This is a genomic window from Amphritea sp. 1_MG-2023 (assembly GCF_030547545.1).
Classification (GTDB): Bacteria; Pseudomonadota; Gammaproteobacteria; order Pseudomonadales; family Balneatricaceae; genus Amphritea.
In genome coordinates this window covers 20,797-41,557 of the sequence record NZ_JAUOQE010000014.1, presented here as the reverse complement: position 1 = coordinate 41,557, position 20,761 = coordinate 20,797, and the positions used below count along the sequence as shown (strand labels likewise).

Annotated in this window: 16 protein-coding genes; 11 read left to right on the top strand and 5 right to left on the bottom strand. The window is 47.4% G+C overall.

Annotated elements, in window-relative coordinates; translation table 11 throughout:
* Positions 1-217: 217 nt before the first annotated feature.
* The 4 genes from Q4488_RS09245 to Q4488_RS09230 form a co-directional block, all read right to left on the bottom strand.
* Complete coding sequence (locus Q4488_RS09245) at positions 218-1,090, bottom strand: LysR family transcriptional regulator (RefSeq protein ID WP_303580191.1); 873 nt, start codon at positions 1,088-1,090, stop codon at positions 218-220.
* Positions 1,091-1,361: 271 nt separating this feature from the next.
* On the bottom strand, positions 1,362-4,826 hold the full coding sequence (locus Q4488_RS09240; protein WP_303580190.1) for an acyl-[ACP]--phospholipid O-acyltransferase: 3,465 nt from the start codon (positions 4,824-4,826) through the stop codon (positions 1,362-1,364).
* A gap of 211 nt (positions 4,827-5,037) precedes the next feature.
* The gene (gene trmA, locus Q4488_RS09235) at positions 5,038-6,132 is read right to left on the bottom strand and encodes a tRNA (uridine(54)-C5)-methyltransferase TrmA (RefSeq protein ID WP_303580189.1); all 1,095 of its coding nucleotides are present in this window, start codon (positions 6,130-6,132) and stop codon (positions 5,038-5,040) included.
* Between the two features lie 80 nt (positions 6,133-6,212).
* Positions 6,213-7,463 (bottom strand): response regulator, encoded by a 1,251-nt coding sequence (locus Q4488_RS09230; RefSeq protein ID WP_303580188.1) that lies wholly within the window; start codon positions 7,461-7,463, stop codon positions 6,213-6,215.
* Positions 7,464-7,812: 349 nt separating this feature from the next.
* Between Q4488_RS09230 and metG the strand changes: the two genes are divergently transcribed.
* The 11 genes from metG (at position 7,813) to Q4488_RS09175 (ending at position 19,502) form a co-directional block, all read left to right on the top strand.
* A complete protein-coding gene (gene metG / locus Q4488_RS09225) occupies positions 7,813-9,858 on the top strand; it encodes a methionine--tRNA ligase (RefSeq protein ID WP_303580187.1) in 2,046 nt (681 codons plus the stop codon).
* Positions 9,859-9,933: 75 nt separating this feature from the next.
* Positions 9,934-10,398 carry a CYTH domain-containing protein gene (locus Q4488_RS09220; protein ID WP_303580186.1) on the top strand — a complete coding sequence of 155 codons (465 nt, stop codon included), beginning with the start codon at positions 9,934-9,936 and terminating at the stop codon, positions 10,396-10,398.
* 18 nt (positions 10,399-10,416) lie between these two features.
* Positions 10,417-11,400, top strand: a complete 984-nt coding sequence (locus Q4488_RS09215; RefSeq protein ID WP_303580185.1) for a serine/threonine protein kinase — start codon at positions 10,417-10,419, stop codon at positions 11,398-11,400.
* Positions 11,401-11,969: 569 nt separating this feature from the next.
* Positions 11,970-13,199 (top strand): CHASE2 domain-containing protein, encoded by a 1,230-nt coding sequence (locus tag Q4488_RS09210; RefSeq protein WP_368411570.1) that lies wholly within the window; start codon positions 11,970-11,972, stop codon positions 13,197-13,199.
* 37 nt (positions 13,200-13,236) lie between these two features.
* The gene (locus tag Q4488_RS09205; RefSeq protein ID WP_303580184.1) at positions 13,237-13,587 is read left to right on the top strand and encodes a hypothetical protein; all 351 of its coding nucleotides are present in this window, start codon (positions 13,237-13,239) and stop codon (positions 13,585-13,587) included.
* Complete coding sequence (locus Q4488_RS09200; protein WP_303580183.1) at positions 13,584-15,104, top strand: M48 family metalloprotease; 1,521 nt, start codon at positions 13,584-13,586, stop codon at positions 15,102-15,104. The genes Q4488_RS09205 and Q4488_RS09200 overlap by 4 nt, the downstream gene beginning before the upstream one ends.
* Before the next feature lie 304 nt (positions 15,105-15,408).
* Complete coding sequence (locus Q4488_RS09195; protein ID WP_303580182.1) at positions 15,409-15,765, top strand: multidrug efflux SMR transporter; 357 nt, start codon at positions 15,409-15,411, stop codon at positions 15,763-15,765.
* Positions 15,746-16,681 (top strand): glyoxylate/hydroxypyruvate reductase A, encoded by a 936-nt coding sequence (locus Q4488_RS09190; protein ID WP_303580181.1) that lies wholly within the window; start codon positions 15,746-15,748, stop codon positions 16,679-16,681. Before Q4488_RS09195 ends, Q4488_RS09190 begins: the two co-directional genes overlap by 20 nt.
* 58 nt (positions 16,682-16,739) lie before the next feature.
* The gene (locus tag Q4488_RS09185) at positions 16,740-17,486 is read left to right on the top strand and encodes a class II aldolase/adducin family protein (RefSeq protein WP_303580180.1); all 747 of its coding nucleotides are present in this window, start codon (positions 16,740-16,742) and stop codon (positions 17,484-17,486) included.
* 86 nt (positions 17,487-17,572) lie between these two features.
* On the top strand, positions 17,573-18,466 hold the full coding sequence (locus tag Q4488_RS09180; protein WP_303580179.1) for an NAD(P)-dependent oxidoreductase: 894 nt from the start codon (positions 17,573-17,575) through the stop codon (positions 18,464-18,466).
* 157 nt (positions 18,467-18,623) lie between these two features.
* On the top strand, positions 18,624-19,502 hold the full coding sequence (locus Q4488_RS09175; protein WP_303580178.1) for a LysR family transcriptional regulator: 879 nt from the start codon (positions 18,624-18,626) through the stop codon (positions 19,500-19,502).
* Positions 19,503-19,543: 41 nt separating this feature from the next.
* On the opposite strand, the gene Q4488_RS09170 is transcribed toward Q4488_RS09175, so the two are convergent.
* Positions 19,544-20,629 carry a mandelate racemase/muconate lactonizing enzyme family protein gene (locus Q4488_RS09170; protein WP_303580177.1) on the bottom strand — a complete coding sequence of 362 codons (1,086 nt, stop codon included), beginning with the start codon at positions 20,627-20,629 and terminating at the stop codon, positions 19,544-19,546.
* Positions 20,630-20,761 lie beyond the last annotated feature (132 nt).

Below are 20,761 nucleotides of genomic sequence, written 5' to 3'. Positions count from 1 at the left end.
TAGAAGAGACCCGCCAAAGCCGTCAAGAGCCATATTCAGCGGCCAATTTTTTAAGGGAAGGTGCGAATAAGTCCGTTATGTTCTCCCTTCGGGGCTTTCAGAGAAGCAGGATCTCAGCGTTAACATTTTTCGACATACAACCAATATGCCTGTAACTGTTGCCTTGATCTCCAGCTTCTCTGTAAGCCAGAGGCGTAATTGACTTATTCGCACCTTCCTAAGCCCAAAGCCCCAGCAAAAGATCTTTAATTAACCCATAGCGGGCCGGAAGTGGACGGTGTTTTTTATAAATAAGGTAAACAGTTTCGTTCACTGACGTCGGCAGTGACGCCCGTTCAATCAGCTGAGGATAAGGAAAAGCCTCGACCGATGATTTAGGTAAAACCGTAAAGCCCAACCCTTGCGATACCGGCAACAAAATCTGACTGAGCTGATTAATATAACTCGACACGGGTATTTTTTGACGGCGATGATAGTGATCAGAAAAATTCGCCTCCAATACCTGCGTCGCGTAATGATGCCCGTCGGGATGATCGATAAAGCCCAGCTGCATCAACCCTTCCCAAGAGGTATCACAGCCAACCGGCACTACGAGGCATAATGCATCCTCCCCTAGTTTTTGCTGCGTTAGCTTCTGCTCGACGATTAACTGAGTCATAATGCCCATATCAGATTGATTACTTCTAATCCGCTCAAGAATAACCCCATTTGGCGCGGCTTCAACACTACAAGAGAGCCTTGGATATTGTTGCTGCAAGCCGAGTAAGCGGGGATAAAGCTGCATCGCCATCGAGCCAGAACAGGCAATTTTACACTCACCGGCATACTGATCATCACCGACCATCGCACTGATCAATTCCGCTTCAGCCTCGGCCTGCTGCAAGCCAAACTGATATAAACGCTCACCCGCCGGCGTTAATTCGAAGGTTTTTCCATGCCGGTGTAGCAGCGACTTACCTAACCGCTCCTCCAGCTTTTTAATATGCTGACTCACTCCTGGCTGAGTCATATTGAGCGATTCAGCGGTGCGAGTGAAGTGCTTAGTCTTTACCAACGACATAAAAGTGCGCAGGAAAACAGGATTAATCATTAGATAACTTTATAAAAATATGGATAGTTAATAATTTTATCTCAACATCCCCATTAAGATATACCTACAATCTCGAGCGATATGATCGTCAAAAAAATCGAGCCATCCGCCTGCCTTGTCAGCCTAAGCGCTCGAATATCACTGATTAAGCATCACCTTAGCGAACACAATTTCTCACTCTAAGGCCGATTCGATAGTGACCATAAAAAATAATTGACAACATCTTATCGGCCTACGACCCACTATCGCAGGTCTGCCGACCCATTAGCGATCAATCCGCAGCAGGGTTGATCAATCGCTCGGCCAATCGACGTGCCGCCGGATAATCCACCTTACCGCTGCCTAATAGGGGTATCTGCTCAACATGAAACACCTTGGCGGGCAACATCAGCGGTGCTACGCCCTGATGCGTTAACCGCTGACGGAACTGATCGACATCGATAGCCGCATCCAGCAGTAAAACAATCTGCTCGCCCTTGCGCTCATCCGGTAGATTAATCGCCACCAGGCCAACATCCTCATCCGCCAGATGCTTTTTGATTTCGCTTTCAACGGCCCCCAAACTCACCATTTCGCCACCGAGCTTAGCAAACCGAGAATAACGATCAACGATGGTCAAGAAACCATCCTCATCAAGGTGTCCCTTATCGCCACTTTTATACCAACGCAAACCATCCATTTCGACAATCACGTCGGCGGTTTTGTCAGGCGCATTGAGATAGCCTTGCATGATCTGCGTGCCACCAATCAAAATCAGACCATCTTCACCGGTCGGCAGCTCGACCAAGGTATCGGGATCGACAATACGAAAAGTCGAGCCTGGTAACGCCAGCCCCACCGTACCCGGACGCGTACCCACCTGTACGAACCAGCCATCGACTGATAAATAATCCGGCAGATTGACACCCGCCACAGGGGTCGTTTCCGTCGAGCCATAACCTTCAATCACCGGCACTCGAAAACGAGCCTCAAAGGCTTGCTGTACCGCCGGATCAAGCCTTTCAGCACCGGCTACCGCTACTCGAATCGACTGCAACATCAACGGGTGAAGTTTTTTACTACGCGTATAAAGGCGTAAAAAAGTCGAGGTCGCACAGATCAGCGTGGCGCGATATTTAGCCACCCCTTTACCGATATTATAAGCATCCGTTGGATCGGGATGGCACACTAACGGTAATCCTTCAATCAATGGCATAAAGGTGGTAACCGTCAAACCAAAGGCATGAAACAGGGGTAACGTTGCCATAATGCAATCATCGTCACGAACATTGAGAACATCGGCAATCTGACGAAGATTCGCCAAGATATTACGATGACTCAACATAACCCCCTTAGGGGCCCCCTCACTACCGGATGAAAACATAATCGCCGCGGTTTCTTCGACTCGCTGCCCCGCCCCTAGCCAGCCCTGTAAGAATGACGTCGGCAAAATGCTCAGCAACCCCATGGTGATCAATGCTTCAGTCTTACCTAGCTGCGCTTTCACCTCCTCCATATACACGACTTGTCGGCCCGCTAACAGCGGCTCAGTATCGATCCCCCGCATCTTAAGCTTGGCAATAAACTGATGCGCCGTCAGAATCGTTTTAACATCCGCCTGCTGGAGCGCCGCGAGTTGCGCCTCCTCAGCGGCGGTGAAGTTGATATTGACCAAGGTTTTACCCGCAAACAATCCCGCCAGATTGGCAATAGCCCCCGCACTGGAAGTCGGCAGCAACAAACCCAAGCGTTGACCCGGTGTTTTTTTCAATCGCCGACTGAATAACACCACAGCGGTGAGTAAGCGCCGATAACTCAACGGCTCGCCTTTCACATCCGCGATAGCCATATCGGAGAGTGCGGATTTAGCGGTGGCGATAAAGCTTTGCGGTAGTGGCGGCAATGTTTGCGTATAACGCTCCCAGGTGTGTATCGATAACTCAGTCACTTTCTTTTTAACGTCAAAAGCCGGACTACTCACCGGCATCGGCTGACCATAAGCGACAATCACATCACGCTTCATGCCACCGCGACGAAGTGTTTTCATCTTATCCGTCGAGCGAGAAAAACGACTCCCCCACAAGCCCCGCAGATAAAAAGGCACAATCACTCCGTTAGCCCCTTCACACGCCCGCTCAAAACCCTTTTTAAACTCACCGATCTGACCGGTATAACTAATAGCCCCTTCAGGAAACAAACAAACAACCTGCCCAGCACTGATCAACGCTCTGACCGAGTCTAGCGCCTCGCGGCTTTTACCACTCGAAATAGGAATGACACGATACATCGATAAAAACCATTTCAGATACCAGCGCTCATAAATAGAACGTTCCATCACAAAATGAATGTGCCGAGGACAGGCCATCTGAATCATCGCCCAATCTAACCAGCTGATATGATTGCCCAGCAGCATAACGCCCTGCCCAGCACGCGGCAGATTTTCAAAGCCCAGCACTTGAAGGTTATATTTACGTTTAATTAAAGCGGCCAGTAATACTCGCACCAACGCCTGTGGCAACATCCGAATCGCACACAACGCTCCGACAACTGCGATAAAAGCAAGTAACCACAGCAGCCACAGCCCGTCGATGCCAGCCCAAGCCGCCATCACCGTCATCGCCAGAAACCCAAGCATGGTGATATTTTGAATAAAGTTACTGCCAGCCAGCACTTTACCGGTTTGATTACCCTTGGCGTTAAACTGAATCAGCGATTGCAGCGGCACATTTAACCATGCACCGCTCAAGCCGATAACAAAGAAGACACAACCTTGCGACCATATTGATGCCGCCTGAGGCAACAAAATCAACCCAGCAGCAAGACCAACCGCCCCCAGAGGGATCAACCCAATATTGATATAGTGCGGTGACCAGCGGCCCGCTAGCATTGAACCCAGCATAATCCCGACGCCCGCCAGCGCCATGGTGCCTTGAATAACAAAGGTATTATGAATGCCATGATGACTCTCAGCCACCGCGGGGAAAACCGCTAACATCACCTGACTGACGGACCAAAATAGCGATACACCGATAATCGAGAGCCAGATCGTGCGGTTATGATAGATCATAGCGAGATTATGTTTTAGCGTGCGCCCGCTACGGTAAGCCTGCCAATCATAACGAGCTTGATGATCCGTTACTCGTAACTTCGGCAGTCGATAAGCAAGCGCCAACTCAAACATCGCGCCCATCACCAACAGCCAACCTAACGGCGCTATTTTCTGCAAACTCGCCTCAGGAGATAGCTGCAACGCGCCCTCTACTCGTATTTCAAACAGTAACGAAAAGACCGCGATAGCTGACAGAATAGCCACCATGGTAACGGCCTGAACCCAACCATTTCCCTCAGTGATATTCTCTTCACCAAGCAGCTCTCGAATGAAGCCATATTTTGCCGGGGAATAAAAAGCACTCTGCAATGCCAAGATAAATGTCAGCGCAAACGCCGCGATAAACCAACCCTGAAAATAACAGAGCGTTATCAGCAACGTCACGCCAACCGCCGCCCAAGCGGAAAACTTCATCACGCGGTTTTTAGGGTATTTATCGGACAGAAACCCCGCTGGCGTGAATAACAGAATGAATGGCAGTAAAATCAATCCATTGACCACCGCCGTCAAGACAATCTGTAAATCCCCGTCATACGCCTTGAACAACGTATTCTGAATGATAATTTTGTGCCCAAGATCAACAAATGCATTGATAAACGCAATGCTGATGAACGCCAAAAAACCTTTAACACGAAACAGTGCTGACATCCTACTCTCCCTGACAGAATGAAGATGTAACGAACCATGCCGATAGCATAACCGGCGCTGAAGACCCTCTGAGCATAACACTACCTCCCGATAAAATGATTTCAGCAGTATCTTTTTATCGGTTTAGCAATGCTATCAGCAGCATCAAGGTATTATAAGACAATACTCAGGGGCGCAATGACGCCCATAGCGGCACAGCTCTTACTCGGCATTATTTGCGGGTTAAATAAACACCACACTCGAGATGATGGGTATAAGGAAACTGATCAAAGATGGCAAAACGCTGCAACGTATGCGTCTGCGTCAATTGTTGTAGATTATGCTGTAACGTTTCTGGGTTACATGAGACATAGACAATATTATCGTATTCAGCGACCTGTTTGACGGTCTCATCATCCAGCCCACTACGGGGAGGATCGACCAGCACGGTGCTAAAGTTATACGTATTCAGATCTACCTGACTCTGCTTCAAGCGGCGAAACTCTCGCACACCTTGCAATGCTTGCGAAAACTCCTCACTCGACATGCGCAAAATTTTAACATTATCGACCTGATTGGCTTCGATATTATATTGCGCTGCTTCAACCGAGACTTTGGCAATTTCGGTGGCGATGACCTGATCAAAATTCTGCGCCAACGCCATGGTGAAATTACCATTACCACAATACAACTCAACCAAGTCACCACCCGCATCGCGAGTCACATCCTGTGCCCATGCCAGCATCTGAATACAGACTCCACCGTTGGGTTGGGTAAAGCTATTTTCAACCTGTTTATAGATCAGCTCACGACCATTCACGCACATCTTTTCAACGGCATAATCCTGATCCAATACAATCTTGGTTTTACGACTACGGCCGATAAAGTGAATACCAAAATGCTGCTTCAGTTTTTGTGCCTCGGCGGTCCACGCCTCATCTAATGGCTTGTGATAGAGCAAGCTGATGACCACCTCACCCGCCAATGTGCTGAGAAAATCCACTTGAAACAGACGACGACGCAGCACTTCATTCGGCCGCAGATAATCCAGCAATTTAAACATCACCTGCTGAATGGGCTCAGACACCATGGGGCAACTTTCCAAGCGGCTATGCTGATGCTTATCACCTGGCTGAAACATCACATAATAAAGATCATCACCTTCATGCCACACACGAAACTCAGCCCGCAATCGATAGGCCGTTTTCTGCGATTCAAACAGCTCGATATCAGGCAGACTGAAATCACCAAATTGCTGTTCGATAGCAGCTTTTTTTTCGCTCAATTGAGCATCATAGCGGGACGGATCAACAACAGGCAGGGCCATCTAAACCTCGAAAAAATGTCAGAAAAACAGGTCGCGCATTCTATCAGCCCACCCGCATCACTCCAAGCGCTGAATAGCGTTTAAAACCCTTGGCCCGCACCGGTATACAACTGAGCAGCAAACTCTTCCGACATTTGTTGCCATAAAGACAGCTTATCCTGCAACCCCAAACGGATGACATACTTCTGATTAACTCGGCTACTAATTTGACAATCATTAATATTCACCACATCCGGCAAAATGGCATCGGCTAAATGGACAGCCGTTAGCGGCGTGAACTTTTCGCTGACCGTTGCATTAGGGTTAGAATGATACAGTACTGCCTCAACCACCTCTGGCGGTAAATTCCAAAGCCCCAACATGCAAGCCCCGACCTCCATATGAGTCACTCCCAGTCGGAGTTTTTCAACGGCATAAAGCGGTTGATTCAGCGTGGCCGCTTCCTGTAATACCTTGCTATAACGTTCTACTTCCCGAGTCGCTATGACTAACATGCCGATATCCTGAAGTAACGCCGCCAAAAAGGCTTTATCGGCCACATCAGGACTGACACGCTGCTCACGACAGATAGCACGTGCAAAACGTCCCACCACCATCGAACGAAAAAATATATTTTCAAATGAAAAGCTGGACCAATTTTTATCCTGTGGGAAATGCTCAAACAACCTAGAGAGTAAAAATAGATCGCGAATTTGCCGTACACCGAGCGTCACCACCGCATCTTTAATTTTAAAAATTTTACTATTCAGGGCAAAAAAAGCGGAATTAACCAACTGCAATATTTTCGCACTCATGGCGGGGTCTTTTTCAATAATAGCGGCAATATCCGCCGCTCCCGCCCTATCGGATGCCAATGCATCATTCAACTCAACATAAACCCCGGGTAGCGACGGCAGCCGTTGTATGGCTCCCACATATTCGAGAATCGCCGGCTTATTCGCTGCCCGAATAAAGTGCAAGCTCTCGCCCACCACGTTAAATAACTCACTCACCGCAGAGTCAAATGATAGCGATCGATGACAGAGCTCTGAAGCTTTAGCTGCTTGATAAGACTGCAACCCATCATTCAGCATAATACGAATAACCCCAGGATGTTTTGCCGCCACGCGGCGCAACCAGTCATAGCGAAATTCAAACTCACTTTGACTCAGCTGCATCACAATCACCTGATAGCCATTCTCATCGAGCATGTCCAACGCTTGTTCAGGCTGAGTTGCCATATCAATCGTAATCTTGCCTTTCAATTCAACAGGAATATTATGCAGATCGGCCAAGGACTTGCCGAGCCATAATACAGCCACCTGATCTTCCTTTAGAATATATTCAAACATGCTCTTCTCCAGCGACTCACCGAGTGGCCTGTTACGTTCAGTTCTCCAATTTACACCGACACTATTTACACCAACATTATCTAACTAACAAAAGCATGCTAACAAAAGTGCGCGTCGACGATAGACTCACTTATCCACCATGAAACGTTGCCTATGCACTTTATTTAAGTACTCTTCGAATTATGGGTATTTGTGAATAAGCCCCATAGCTCTAACTCAGTATAGCAACAATAATCAATGCCATTAGATTCTCTACACAGGCAAAAAAGATCCCCGTTGTTACTGTATTTTCAGTCATTTAAGGGTAAAATTGCTCGCTTATCTCCGCAACCTAGACCTGCTCTGAATCATGACTGAAAAACAACGCAAGATTCTTGTTACCAGCGCTCTGCCTTATGCCAACGGCCCAATCCATCTGGGCCACCTGGTAGAGTATATCCAGACTGATATCTGGACTCGCTTCCAAAACCAGCGCGGCCATCACTGTACCTATGTTTGCGCCGACGATGCCCACGGCACCCCGATCATGCTGAAAGCAGATCAAATGGGAACCACACCTGAAGCGCTGATTAATCAGGTAAGTCAAGAACATCAGCGTGATTTCGCCGGCTTTATGGTCGGATTTGATAACTACTACTCAACCCATTCAGAGGAGAACAAACACTTCTCCTCACTGATCTATAGCCGTCTACGTGATGCAGGCCATATCGACCGTAAAACCATCACGCAAGCCTATGATCCAGAAAAAGAGATGTTCCTGCCCGATCGCTTCGTTAAGGGTGACTGCCCTAAATGTGGCGCGCAGGATCAGTACGGCGACTCTTGTGAAGTCTGTGGCGCAACCTATAGCCCGATCGAGATGAAAAATGCCTACTCCGCCGTATCCGGTGCGAAACCGATTGAAAAAGAATCCGAACACTACTTTTTCAAGTTGGGCGACTTCGAAAAGTTCCTGCGTAACTGGGTCGATAGCTGCGTTCAAGAGCAGATGATTCACAAACTCAATGAATGGTTTGAATCTGGTTTGCAAAACTGGGATATCTCCCGTGATGCGCCTTACTGGGGCTTTGAAATCCCCGATGCGCCGGGTAAATACTTCTATGTTTGGCTCGATGCCCCGATCGGCTATATCGCTAGCTTTAAAAACTGGTGCGATAAAAACGCGGTCGACTTTGATGAGTACTGGAACAAAGATTCCGATACCGAGCTATATCACTTTATCGGTAAAGATATCGCTTACTTCCATACCCTATTCTGGCCAGCCATGCTTGAAGGGGCCGGTTTCCGTATTCCCACCAAAGTGTTCTGCCATGGTTTCCTGACGGTTAACGGCCAGAAGATGTCCAAGTCTCGCGGCACCTTTATTATGGCGGAAACTTACCTGAAGCACCTGCGGCCAGAATACCTGCGCTATTACTTCGCCGCCAAGTTAGGCTCCGGTATCGATGATATCGATTTAAGTCTGGACGATTTCCGTATGCGGGTGAATGCCGACTTGGTCAATAAAGTCGTCAATATTGCCTCCCGCTGTGCTGGCTTCATCTATAAGAAGTTTGATGGTCAGCTGGGCAGCACTCTAGCCGAGCCGGCGCTCTATGATGAAGCGATCGCCTCCGGTGAACTGATCGCTAATGCTTATGAAGCCCGCGAATACGGTAAAGCGATGCGCGAGATCATGCATCTTGCCGATAAAGCTAACCAATATATTGATGCCGCCGAACCTTGGGTGCTGGCAAAACAGGAAGATAAACAGCAACAGGTGCAAGATTGTTGCACCATGGGCATTAACCTGTTCCGCGTTATTATCTCTTATCTTGCACCGGTACTGCCTCAGGTGGCTGACGATACGATCGCCTTCCTGAACATCGATGGTTTTGCGTGGGATGCGATTAAAACGCCACTGCTGGATCATCAGATCAACAAATTCAAGCCCCTGATGCAACGGGTTGAAGAGAGCAGCATTGACGCGATGATCGAAGACAGCAAAGCCACGCTGGCCGCTATCGCTGCCACGACTCCAGCAGCACCGACGCCAACAAAAACGGAACTAGAGAAAAATCCGATCGCCGATGAGATCAACTTTGACGATTTTGCTAAAGTCGATCTCCGCGTTGCCCTGATTGCCAAAGCGGAACACGTTAAAGGAGCGGATAAACTACTGCAGTTAACGCTGGATATCGGTGGCGAAACCCGTAACGTCTTTGCTGGCATCAAATCGGCGTATAAACCTGAAGAGCTAGAAGGCAAGCTAACCGTCGTGGTCGCAAACTTAGCCCCACGTAAGATGAAATTTGGTATGTCAGAAGGCATGGTCTTAGCGGCCGGCCCTGGCGGAAAAGATCTGTGGATACTCGAACCTCACGCAGGCGCACAGCCGGGCATGCGGATCATGTAACTCAGCCTGACACTTAAGCTAAATCGGTTACACAAAAAAAGGCACACAGCGTGCCTTTTTTATTGAGGAGAAAATATGGCACAGGAAATTGAACGAAAATTTCTGGTGGATATGGCTAAAGTCGATCTACCGAAACAGGGGCTAACCATCTGTCAGGGCTATATTCAAACGGCGGATAAAACCACCGTGCGCATTCGCATTATGGGCGATAAAGCCTTTCTCACACTCAAAGGTGAAACTCACGGCTTCTCCCGCAGTGAATTTGAGTATGAGATTCCCGTCAGCGATGCCCGTCAGATGCTCGATGAACTCTGCCAAGGCCCCATGGTTGATAAAACCCGCTACCTGATTCAACATCAACAACACCTGTGGGAACTGGATATCTTTGCCGGTGATAATCAAGGGCTGATTATCGCTGAAGTCGAACTCAACAGCGAAACCGAGCAACCCGAACTGCCCGACTGGATTAGCGAAGAAGTCACCGGCGACAAACGCTATTATAATTCCAACCTGCTATCCCACCCCTTTAAAGACTGGTAACCCATGAGCGCAGCCCCGATGAGCACAACCCACCCGTTTGAACACCTGACGCCCAGCTTTATTCAGGATGCCATCGAAAGCCTCGGTTATCTCTGTGATGGGCGAGTATTCGGCCTCAACAGTTATGAAAACCGCGTCTATCAAGTCGGCATTGATGATAGCGAACCACTCATCGCCAAGTTTTATCGTCCCACCCGCTGGAGCCGAGAACAGATTCTCGAAGAGCATCAATTCTGCTTTGAACTTCTAGAACAGGAGCTTCCCGTCGTGGCGCCGCTAAAACGGGACGGCGTCAGCCTGTTCGATTATGAGGGGTTCATGTTTGCCCTATTCCCTCGTAAAGGAGGACACGCCCCCGAACTGGATAATATGGACAACCTGTTCATCCTCGGACGCATGCTGGGCCGCATCCATACCATCGGTGCCAGTCGCCCTTTTATCCATCGGCCCGCCATTGATATCGCCCGTTATGGTCATGATAGTGCTAAACTGATCAGCGAACAGTTTATTCCCCCTGAACTGAAAACCTCTTACGATACTCTCACCACCGATCTACTCACGTTAATGGAACAACATTGGCAGATTTGCGAGCCGATCGACCGCATTCGTGTGCACGGCGATTGCCATATCGGTAACATGCTCTGGCGTGATAATGCACCGCACTTTGTTGATTTCGACGATGCCCGTAATGCGCCAGCCATTCAAGATATCTGGATGTTACTGTCCGGCGAACGGGAGAGTCAGCAGGCTCAATTGCTAGAAATTATCGAGGGTTACAGCGAATTTTGCGACTTTAATCCAGCCCAATTACGTCTCACCGAAACCCTGCGCACCCTGCGGATTATGAATTACGCGGCTTGGATCGCGCGACGCTGGGAAGATCCGGCCTTTCCGCACAACTTCCCGTGGTTTAATACGGTGCGCTACTGGAGTGAACATATTCTTGAATTAAGAGAGCAACTCTTCGCCCTGCAGGAATCCCCCTTACAGCTGTATCACTAAGCGCAGCCTGAACTTAACACTCGTCCAAAACCGGCACTCACAATCAGTGAATGCTGGGGCGGGAGTACAAGGTATTGGTTAATACATTAATGAATAACCACTTAGTATTAAATCTTTAACGTCAGCAACTTACCCTTCAAGTGCCGACCTCGAATACCGGTTGTGCTCTACAAGCGCACCATCAAGACATACAACGATACATCCCAACGACAGCACAACGCTTTTTGAGTCGCTTTTATACCTCGACTACCCAAAACGAGCATATCATGTATAACCATATGAATTACAATGATATGATCTCCTAAAATTGGCTGGGTAGCGTCGTTATATAAGCCTGCACTACCCTCCATATAGGATATTGACAAAACAGCTTTAGATTACCGTGAACTTGCCGCTGTTAATCGTCATTAATCGACACCGGAAAGTTTGAACAACGCTCTAGCGTATTTGTTCGGTCGTCTTAAAAGGGAATTTGAAGTATGAGTGACCACTCTCGCAGGCACCTTTTCCGCGAAATTAAGCCCGCCCACCTATTCAGAATGCTAAGTCTAATGCTATTGGTATGGGTTGTGATGATCTGGAGCCCATTCGGTTCAAGCAATAAAGTTGATAAGTATTTCCAAGACCTTTTCAATACTCTTTTAGGGGATTATGTATACCCTACTACCGGCCAGGGGCAAATCTCTGTTCTACTCCTCAATGATGAAACAGTAGAAAACTACTTAGATGGTCGCTGGCCAGCACCTTATTCATTTTACGGTTCAGTATTAGAAGACCTCCTCGAGCACCAGCCAAAAGCTGTATTTATTGATTTCTACTGGATGGATCGCCAAAAACCGGATAAAGAGTATCTGATATTGGTACTTAAAATGTACCAAGAGAAAGGGATTCCTATCTACCTTGCGATGCAAGACCAACAAGACCTAGAGCTCAACTGGCCAGAACTAAAGCAACTGATAATTCCCGTCTCACCGGCGGTTCAGGTAGATGGTGACGACTTCATATCCCGCTCTTATCCACTCACAAATAATGGTCTAAAATCACCAGCAGCAGCAATGTACGGCGACCTATATGATTCAGAGGCATTACTCAATTGTCCAATTGATATTGTCTGGGGTACAGCTGCTAACCAACAGAACAATGCCTGGATGGTAGGTTCAGTGTCTGAGATCGATCTCGTAGGCATTGTTACTGAAGGCTTAAATTCTATAGATCGAAAAACACCTTACACCACAACCGTTTTTGTACGCGATCTAGTCAATCCCACCGGAGCCTCGTTCGAAGAAGCAATTAAGGATCTTGATAACCATTTGAAAGACCGCGTGGTTTTTTTTGGCGGTAACCTATCCGGTATTCAAGATCTCGTTTTCACACCAACTCGGGAGATTTTACCAGGCGTTTACTACCATGCAATGGGACTGGATAACTTACTTAGCTATGGCAGCAACTACAAATCTGACGAGAAAAGTTTCGAGCTACAAACAGGGCTACCTATTCATGCCCTCCATCTGATCATCCTACTACCCCTTTGTATCTTTATCGTGCTCTCGAATGGAGACTTGGTGCGTATTAGCAAGCATAAAACCATCAATCATATCCTCTCGGTCTCATTTATCGGCGTTTGGATTGTTGCTTGGATCCTTCTTTGTTTTAACTGGCTCAATCTATCAGTTTCTGTTTGGGTTGGTTACATCCAACTCATTGGTCTGGGCTTCTTTCTCGACAAGCTAGATCTGCTTGATCGACTTCATCATACCAGTAAAAGCGGGTTTCACTATATTAGGCAATGGGTTGCCTGATAGTCCCTTTTTAAAGACTGCTTAAAAGGATTTCTCAATGCGCTATAAATTTCTATCTATTTTGATAAGCCTTTCCTTATTACAGTTCGCTTCTGCGGAAACGTTGCAGGTGACTGAGTTAAGAAAGAGCAAAATAAATCTCTATAACCTACAAACAGGTAACTTGGTTAAGAAAGTGCCCAGAGATCAGTTTTCACTGCCACTAAAGGTCATGCGTGAAACCCAAAATAACCGACTGGTTATCGTATTTGAGGGGAGTGAATACGGCATTAAAAGAAGGGCAGCGAAAACCAACGATAGGCTGGTTTCAAATGCGCAATGCAACAATAGCTTTAAAGCGGAAAAAAGTGGTGTACACCGAGGACTAGGAGAGGGATGCGCTCAATGAAAAAACAACTAGCAATACTTTGTACAGGGTTTGTCCTGAGTGGCTGTATGGGAAGCACGATGAGTCAAGTAAAAGGCTGGATTCCAGGAGGATTCAACGATGAACAACCTTTTCTTGAGCAGCTCGATAAACATCATGAACCTGGTTTATTCGCTAGAGGTCCCCAACAGGACCAATATCAACAGCAGAGTATAGGCCTTGGACTCATCTATTATCCAGAACTGGAAAAGTTCATCAATCAGAGACTTGATCAACTGAAAAAAACATCTGGCATCTCCGGACTCAAGGGGAAAGCCTATGTTGTTGCTGACACCGCTTTCGGTGCCCGCTGCTCTGCCGATGGCAATATTTATATTCCTTTCGGCATGCTAGGTGATATCGACACTGAAGATATGCTTGTGGCCCTTCTGGCTCACGAACTCTCTCACAACATCATGAATCACTCTGATAGCGACCTTTTCGTCAAAATCCAACAAAAAGGCGTCATGGCTTCAGCAGCAATTGCTGGACTAAACAAAGATGATTCCGACATAATTCCTGCAAAAGATAAGCAGCGCATGGAAAATGCCTTGGGGCTCATGCTGGTTTCCGACGGTTTTATCAACCCCGGCTGGACCCGCGGCCAAGAAAGCCAAGCTGATAAGCTCGGACTAGATCTAATGATTACTGCTGGATTCAGCACTCAGGGCATGTTCGATCTGATGGATAAAATGGAAGCCTGGGAGGATCAGAATAAAGCGATACAGGATGCCGCCAAACTACAGCAGATAGAAGCTTTTAAGCAGTACCAGAATGAATCAGAAGACCCGCTCAATGCCGGATTTAACAATGCACTTGCAAGCCTGCAATCAAACCTGAAAGCGCTACTAACCGATGCATCAAAAAGCCATGACAATGCATCTGATAGAATCGAAACGTTGCTAGAATACTCTGATCAACACTATCCCACACTAGAAGACCCTCTGGATCGCACACTCGCTTGGTCAAAGCTCATTAACTCTGCTCGGTATAAAACGCTAAATCAATCCCTAAAATCGACTTTTAAAGCTCATGAACAGATGAGTAAGGGGGATATCAATCGCTCTGCTACCACAATATCCAAGGCAGTGAATGGCTATAATAGAAATCAAAACTTTATCCGCGAAGTATTTTACGAAGTTCGGGCCCAACAAAGCCGTACTAGCTCAATGGCCGCTAATTTAAAATACGGTATTCAAGGCCAATATCCATCGTTTAAGCTTTATGTCAACCAAGCTAAACTCAAAGTAAAAAATAACGCTTTGCCAGCTGAGGCATTGGACAGTCTGATTAAAGAGTTTGATCGCTATGGACACCCTCCCCATTACTACAAGGATGTTATCGCCCTAGCTGAAGCAGCTGGAGATAATCTAGCCAGTAGTTCTCTAAAAGCAGAGTGCAACCTCAAATATGCAGGTGAAGGCGTAAGCTGTGCTCATGAACAAGCAGCAACAGGCCTCAGCTTCGACAAGATGATTATTGAAAAGTTAAGCTTCTAATGACGTAACGTTTCAAGAGCCGCCGTTACAGCTGTATCACTAAGCGCAGCCTGAACTTAACACTCGTCCCAAACCGGCACTCATCTACATGAGTGCTGGTACCACGAGAAGTGCGAAGACTTAAACCGAGACTTCACACCGCCTCAGCAACTCAGGCCTACCCCTCGTCATCATCAACACTATCTAGCTGATATTAGCACCCCAGTGCCTCAAATTTTATCGATACCCCTAACCAATATTTTCCGTTTTACAGATGACCAAAATAAGCTGATATTACGCTTAAATTGTTTGTGGGTATGGCGCGATGAATGGCTGGATATTGTTACTTTTAGGCATCGTTTTTGAAACGGCAGGCACAACCTGCATCAAACTATCGAATGGCTTTAGTCATCTACTGCCATCGGTGCTGACGTTTGTTTTTTTCGCCATCGCCCTGAGCTTAATCACACTCAGCGCTAAAACAATTGATGTCAGCGTGGTCTATGCGGTCTGGTCGGGGGTCGGCATTATGCTGATCAGCCTGATCGGCACATTCTATTTTGCTGAGCAGATCACCCTACCCAAAATGCTCTTTATTGGCTTAATTCTAATCGGTGTCATCGGCCTCCATCAGGTCAGTCATCAACCGGTGGAGACCGACAATGTCTATTCTGCTAAATAACAACGGCTACGATAATCAAACCTGGTATCAAGCACTAACAACCGCTTTTCCAGACAAAGCCGTGCATATCTATGACCAGATAGTAAATCTAGATGAAACGGCTCATGAGATAGAGTATGCCGTGGTTTGGAATCACCCTAACGGCGACCTCCAACGCTACCCTAATCTAAAAGGAATACTGCTATTGGGTGCGGGGACTGAACATATAGATGCTGATGACAATATTCCCCATGTGCCTATCGTGCGCCTGATTGATCCAGAAGTTATCAAAGACATGGGCCTATATGTTCTTTACTGGGTCATGGATCAGCATCGCTTATACGACACCTATAGAGTACAGCAGCAACAAGCTAAATGGCATCGCCATAACATTTGTCAGCCCAGCGCCTTCAATGTCACGGTTCTTGGACTTGGTGCAGTGGGTAAAGCCGTCGCTAACGGCCTCAGCATGAACGGTTTTTCGGTCACCGGGTGGGACGCCTACCCGCAACAGTTAAACAATATTGCCTGCTTTCACTCAACGGATCAGCTCGCCACGGCGGTTGAACAGGCGGATGTACTCGTCAACTGTCTGCCGCTAAATGCCTCGACACAGCATTTTATCAACAGCGATCTTATCGAACAGTTACCGGTAGGGGCAATGCTAATCAATATCAGTCGCGGTGACATTATCGATGATGATGCACTCTTGAGCGCCTTAGATAACAACCAGTTGAGCCGCGCCGTCCTCGATACCTTTAGCATTGAACCGCTGCCATCAGCATCGCGCTATTGGCAGCACCCTAAGGTGACCGTTACACCACACATGTCCGGCGCGACCTATGCTCGCTCTGCGGTGCGGCTAATTGCCGACAACATTCGACGTATTGAAAACGGTGAACAGCCCTTTCCATTACATCAACCCCCGACACCATAACGTCATCAAACCCGCTTAACGGATAAATTTTAACCAACAACAACTAGAGACTTCCAACATGACCACAAACAGTGAACTCACACTCGAACAGCAACAGGAACAAGTTCGTATCGATCTAGCAGCAATGTTCCGATTAACCAATATGTTTGGTTGGGACGATACTATCTGGAACCATATCACCGCCCGCGTCCCAGGCTCGGAGCATCATTTTTATATGCATCGCTTTGGCCTTAATTATGAAGAAGTGACGGCATCTAACCTGATTAAGGTTGACGAAGAAGGCAATGTATTGGAAGGCCCTAGTGATGTGAACACCGCAGGTTTTATCATCCATGGTGCTATCCACCTGAGCGAGCATCATCGCAACAACAAGTTTGTGTTTCACGCTCACCCAAAATCATGTACCGCAGCCACCGCCTTTAAAGAACTACCTTTTCTGATTCAAGATTCCTCCATGCTCTATGGAAAAGTGGGTTTTCATGATTGGGAAGGCCTGTCAGTCGATCCCGACGAGCGCCACCGAATCGCTGAAAACATGGGCAAAAATAGCTGTCTAATTATGCGCAATCACGGCTTCTTGACCGTTGGTGAAACCGCGGGCGAATGTTTCATGAACATGTACTACCTGATTCGTACCTGTGAAGTCGCGCTACAAGCAACCGCCTCCGGTTTCGAGTTGGAATATGGCGACCCTGCCCTTTGGGAACTCGCGTCGAAACAGTATGAAGCCTTCTCTCCAGGTAAATACGAATGGCCTGCGCTGCTACGCAAGTGCGATCGGGCTGACCCATCATACAAGTTTTAAGTCATTCTCAATAACACACCCTGTTTTTACTGGCAGGCTCATGCAAGCGCCTGCCCTTAAATCGCTAATCTAATGGGCATACAACAATGAAAATAGGCTTTATCGGTCTGGGCAATATGGGCTCAGGTATGGCAGCAAACCTGCTTGAGTATTGCAAATCTAATGGGTGCGAACTGCTCGTATTGGATCTTAATCAAGCGGTCGTCGATAACTTTATCGCTAATGGCGCAGTGGCAGGTGAAACGGTCAAAAATATTGCTCAGCAATGTGATCTAATTTTCACCTCGTTACCAAGCTCGGTGCAAATCAATCAAATCGCCTTCGGTAGCGACGGCATTCTAGAAAATGCTCTGCCCGGCTCCACATGGATCGAAACCAGCACCAATGAATTGGCCGAGTGGGAAAAAGTTCGCACCGCTGCACCTGCTCACATGACCCTAATTGACGGCCCGGTCACCGGTGGCTCGGAAGGCGCTGCCGCCGGCACATTAACCATGCTGCTTGGTATCGATGAGGTGGTATTGGCGCAATTTGCACCGTTACTCAATGCCTTCACCAAGAAAGCGGTCAGAATGGGCCCAGCAGGTGCGGGTTATGTCACGAAGTTGGCTCAGTTACATCTAAACTACCTGGTTGCCCAGGGGATTGGCGAAGCCTTAATGATGGGCGCTAAAGCTAATCTTGATTTAGAAGTACTGCATAATGTGTTGCAAAACAGCTGTGCACAAAGCTACGTTGTTGATAACTATATTCCAAAAGTCTTGGACGGTAGCTATGACCAATCCTTCGCACTGGGCTTAGCCACTAAAGATATGCGCCTGATTACTGAGCTGGGTAGCCACCTCGGTGTTGATATGACCCTCGCCGATAAGGTTTATGCCACTTATCAAACAGCCACCGAAAAGTATGGCCCTGAGGTACCACACCTGAGTGTACTTAAGTTGATTGAAGAACAGTCTGATCAGTTACTACGAAGCTGATCTATTAAGCTGATCGATGAAGCTGGCAGCCCCTTGCCAGCTTCAGCCTCCCCGATAAACTCCATTGGACTTATTCTCGCCTTCCTAAGATACTGAGCTGACGTTAACTGTCATAATATTTAAGATAGTCCGGTTACCCAATACATTCAGGGCTGGTATGAATATAGAAAACCTTCGTGCGTTTTTGGAAGTCACCGTGACCGGCAGCTTTCAGAAAGCCTCAGAAAACCTGCACATCACACAATCATCGGTGAGTGCGAGAATTAAAGCATTAGAATCACACCTGAACAGGGAGCTATTCACCCGTAAACGCGATGGCGTCGCCCTCAATAATGGCGGTAAAGTTTTTTACCCCTACGCCCTCTCTGTGATTAAAACATGGCAGCAGGCACAACAAGAGGTCGCCTTGCCACCAAATATCGAAGGTATTGTTAGCCTCGGTATTCCTGTGCACTACTGGAATAAGCTGTATTCGGATTGGCTCGATTGGATGAACCTAAATGCACCCGGGGTTGCGACTCGCATCCAATCGGACTACTCATCATTTTTACTACACGAGCTGCGGGAAGGCCTGCTAGATTTAGCCCTGGTATTTGAGCCACAACAAATACCGAACATGCATTACGAGCCCCTCTTTTCTGAACCCTTGATTCTCGTATCTACCGAACCCAGAGACGTTGGCACCGGCCAAGCCGATGGCTATATCTATGTCAACTGGGGCCATCAGTTTCAAGAACAACATAACCTAGAATACCCCGATGTCCCGCACCACCGAATTTCACTGGCCCTTGAATCTCAAGCGTTGGAACAAATCCTCCACCGAGGCGGGTCTGCCTACTTAGCCTTTTCAACCGTGCAACCGTTATTGCAACAAGGGACGCTATACCGTGTCGAAGGAGCCACCGAATTTAATCTCACCATTAGCTTAGCCATTGCCAACAATCGTCAACATGAAGCGGTTGTACGCCAAGCCATCACGGGACTTAAAGCCACTCCTTTTATCCAACAATATGGATGTGACCAGACAATAAACTAGGCAAAAAAAACGGAGCTTAATCGCTCCGTTTTATTCAATACTTATTGCCAAAGATGCTTTTCAATATAATCATAATCAAGATTAAAGCCCAGTCCTGGAGACTGTGGTATCGCAATATAACCTTCATTAACCTCTATTTTTTCCTGATAAATGGATGCAAACCAATCCACATGCTCAACAGAAATACAGTTTTCGCATGATCCTGCAATACTCAGGCTTTGTTCGGTAAAGATATGGGTAGAGATGGGAATATTATAAGCCGACGCCAGCGCGGCCGTTTTACGATATTCGCTCAAACCACCAATACGCTGAAGATCCGGCATCAACACATCGACCGCACCACTATCGAGAATATTCTTCATTCCAAACCGCGTGTAGTCGGTTTCCCCACTCGCCACCGGTATATTGATCGCATCTAAAACCCTCGCATGTCCTGTAAGATCATGCGCTGGCACCGGCTCTTCCAACCAACCAATATTCAAGTTTTCTAACTGTCGCGCCAACGAAATAGCCTTACGCGGCGTCAACGACTGGTTAGCATCGGTCAGAATCTCGATATCATCGCCGATTGCATTGCGTAATGCGCTCGCACGGGCCACATCCTCTTTTGGATTATCCTTGCCTAAACGCAATTTCATCGAGCGGAATCCCTGATCAATAAAGCCATGCGCTTCTTCGATTAACTCATCAATACTGGCGGACAACCATAAACCACTACTGGCATACGTTTTAACTTTATCGCGACAAGCACCGAACAGTTGATACAGCGGCATACCGGCCTGCTTACCTAATAAATCCCATAGCGCCGTATCGAGTGCAGAAATAGCCGAGATGGAAATACCTTTTTGCCCAATCGGGTTACAGTCATTCCACATATCTCCCCAGATTTTTTCCACGTACATCGGGTTCTGGCCGATTAAAAACGGGCTCAAGCTACGAATCATCGCTTCAAACACAACCAAACGATCCTTATTTAGCGTGAAGACATAGTTTTCCCCTACCAGACCGGTGTCGGTTTCAATTCGAACCACGACCACACCCACGGTTTCTGTTTTGTGAATAGCGGTGATCAACGGCTTTTGCAGCGGAATTTCAACTTTTAGTGTTTCAACATTCGTTATTTTCACATGCACTCCTGCACTGTCAGAAACAGACTCATAACATTACATAACCTTAATCCCGAGAAAACATGACCAATATAACTGCCTGATCGTCTCCACTTGCATTGCAAGCCTGCTACCCCGGTAACATGGAGCCAT

Excerpts from the sequence above, each read along its gene's own strand:
- Q4488_RS09200 (WP_303580183.1), top strand. The coding sequence starts at position 13,584 with ATGAAAAAACAACTAGCAATACTTTGTACAGGGTTTGTCCTGAGTGGC.
- Q4488_RS09185 (WP_303580180.1), top strand. The coding sequence starts at position 16,740 with ATGACCACAAACAGTGAACTCACACTCGAACAGCAACAGGAACAAGTT.
- Q4488_RS09245 (WP_303580191.1), bottom strand. The coding sequence starts at position 1,090 with ATGATTAATCCTGTTTTCCTGCGCACTTTTATGTCGTTGGTAAAGACT.
- metG (WP_303580187.1), top strand. The coding sequence starts at position 7,813 with ATGACTGAAAAACAACGCAAGATTCTTGTTACCAGCGCTCTGCCTTAT.
- Q4488_RS09205 (WP_303580184.1), top strand. The coding sequence starts at position 13,237 with ATGCGCTATAAATTTCTATCTATTTTGATAAGCCTTTCCTTATTACAG.
- Q4488_RS09230 (WP_303580188.1), bottom strand. The coding sequence starts at position 7,463 with ATGTTTGAATATATTCTAAAGGAAGATCAGGTGGCTGTATTATGGCTC.
- trmA (WP_303580189.1), bottom strand. The coding sequence starts at position 6,132 with ATGGCCCTGCCTGTTGTTGATCCGTCCCGCTATGATGCTCAATTGAGC.
- Q4488_RS09190 (WP_303580181.1), top strand. The coding sequence starts at position 15,746 with ATGTCTATTCTGCTAAATAACAACGGCTACGATAATCAAACCTGGTAT.
- Q4488_RS09195 (WP_303580182.1), top strand. The coding sequence starts at position 15,409 with ATGAATGGCTGGATATTGTTACTTTTAGGCATCGTTTTTGAAACGGCA.
- Q4488_RS09240 (WP_303580190.1), bottom strand. The coding sequence starts at position 4,826 with ATGTCAGCACTGTTTCGTGTTAAAGGTTTTTTGGCGTTCATCAGCATT.
- Q4488_RS09215 (WP_303580185.1), top strand. The coding sequence starts at position 10,417 with ATGAGCACAACCCACCCGTTTGAACACCTGACGCCCAGCTTTATTCAG.
- Q4488_RS09220 (WP_303580186.1), top strand. The coding sequence starts at position 9,934 with ATGGCACAGGAAATTGAACGAAAATTTCTGGTGGATATGGCTAAAGTC.
- Q4488_RS09175 (WP_303580178.1), top strand. The coding sequence starts at position 18,624 with ATGAATATAGAAAACCTTCGTGCGTTTTTGGAAGTCACCGTGACCGGC.
- Q4488_RS09180 (WP_303580179.1), top strand. The coding sequence starts at position 17,573 with ATGAAAATAGGCTTTATCGGTCTGGGCAATATGGGCTCAGGTATGGCA.